Origin of the sequence: Sphingopyxis sp., assembly GCF_035565275.1 — a bacterium.
In the GTDB taxonomy this organism is placed as follows: Bacteria; Pseudomonadota; Alphaproteobacteria; order Sphingomonadales; family Sphingomonadaceae; genus Sphingopyxis.
In genome coordinates, this window is record NZ_DATMST010000212.1 from 1 (window position 1) to 1,648 (window position 1,648).

Consider the following 1,648-nt stretch of genomic DNA (forward strand, 5'->3'; position numbering starts at 1 on the left):
GCGCCGGGCGCCATCAGCTCCTGCACTGCCGCGCGCGCTTCGGCGGCGCCCATGTCGGCGATGTAGGGCGCGGCGCGCAATATCTGGTCGCGGCACCCCGCCGCGTCCTCGCCAAGGTAATAGACGGGCGTGCCCTCGCCGCGACCCGAGGCACCGTCGCCCTCGATTTCCGCCACGACGACGTCGACATGCGTCTTCGCGCCGCGGCTGATGACGAATTCTCCGGCGACCGGCCAGCGTTCGACACGCGCGCTTTTCAGTTGGATAGCCATGACAGCACAGTAAGGGTGGATGCGATGACCGGCAAATCCCTTTCCGAACGCATCGGCGATCTGGGCCACCGCCTCGCGGTCGAAGCGCACGCCGCCTGGCTCGCGGCCCGCGACCCGCGTGTGCCATGGCTCGCGCGCCTGCTTGCGATCGCGGTCGCGGCCTATGCGCTGTCGCCGATCGACCTCATTCCCGATTTCATCCCCGTGCTCGGCTGGCTCGACGATCTCGTCATCGTCCCGCTCGGGCTCGTGATGGTGCGGCGCCTGATCCCGGCGCCCTTATGGGCCGAACTCCACGCCGCTGCCGAAACCGCGAGCGAGCGCCCGTCGAGCCGTGCCGGCATGGCGTTCATCCTGCTGCTGTGGGCGGCGCTGCTCTATATCGTCTACTGGGCGGTGCGTACTTCGCCCTGGCATTAGGTCGCTGAATGAGCGAGGCGGGCTGTCTGCTTTCCGACCGGAAGTTGCCGCACGCTCCACCCAAAGCCGCCGACCGCAGCTCGCCCGTCAATACCCCAGCGTCGCTTCGAGGAACCAGATGCGCTGCTGCGTCTCGTCGGCCCAGCCGTCGACCAGTCCGCTGGTCGCGATGTCGCCATCGGCTTCAGCCGCCGCCTTCACTTCCTTTAGCTGGCCGAGCAGCGTCTTGTTGTCGTCCGCCAGATTGCGGATCATCGCTTCGGCATCCTGCGACCCGGCATCATCGTCGCGGATCGACTGGCGCCGGCCGACATCGCCGATCGAACGCAGCGTCGGCGCGCCATTCTTGCGCACGCGTTCGGCGATCAGGTCGGTCGTCGCGAAGACCTGCGCCGCCTGCTCGTCGAACAGCAGGTGCAGTTCGCGAAAGCGCGGACCCTGGACGTGCCAGTGGTAATTCTTCGTCTTGAGGTAGAGCGCGAAACTGTCGGCGAGCAGCGCGTTGAGCGCATCGGCGACGGCGGGAATATTGGTGCTTTTATCGGACATGGGAGCATCCTTTCTGTTTGCCCGACCGATATAGCCGGTCCCGGCAGTGCTTTCCCATTGAAGCTTTGATCCAGTTTCATCGATAAAAACGATGAAACTGGAACAGTCGACCGATCTAGCCGATCAATCCGAATACGCCGAGGCCAGTGCGAATCCCCCAAAGCACAAGGATTGCGGCGCTCACCCAGCGGAGAATATATGCCGCGCGCCTTTCGCCGAGCACGGGGCCGAAGGCAAGAAAAGGCAGCATCGCGAGCGTCCAGCCGATCAGGCCGCCCGCCGCTGCCCACTGCCCCGCACCGCTCGTCGCGGCGAGCGCGCCGATCAGGAAATGGCTACGATCGCCGAATTGCGCGGCGAGCATCCGTCCCGCGAGCACCGCCCGCGTATCGCCAGCCCCCGGGTCA

The 1,648-nt window shown here is 66.0% G+C and carries 2 protein-coding genes and 2 pseudogenes; 1 reads left to right on the forward strand and 3 read right to left on the reverse strand.

Annotation, left to right across the window (positions count from 1 at the left end):
* A pseudogene (locus tag VN047_RS14780) lies at positions 1-272 on the reverse strand (dipeptide epimerase); the annotation flags it as partial.
* Between the two features lie 24 nt (positions 273-296).
* On the opposite strand from VN047_RS14780, the gene VN047_RS14785 reads away from it, so the two are divergent.
* Complete coding sequence (locus VN047_RS14785) at positions 297-692, forward strand: YkvA family protein (RefSeq protein WP_325543943.1); 396 nt, start codon at positions 297-299, stop codon at positions 690-692.
* Positions 693-779: 87 nt separating this feature from the next.
* Here the strand turns inward: VN047_RS14785 and VN047_RS14790 are convergent, their stop codons facing one another.
* On the reverse strand, positions 780-1,241 hold the full coding sequence (locus tag VN047_RS14790; RefSeq protein WP_325543945.1) for a DNA starvation/stationary phase protection protein: 462 nt from the start codon (positions 1,239-1,241) through the stop codon (positions 780-782).
* A gap of 115 nt (positions 1,242-1,356) precedes the next feature.
* Positions 1,357-1,648: pseudogene (locus VN047_RS14795) on the reverse strand (hypothetical protein); the annotation flags it as partial.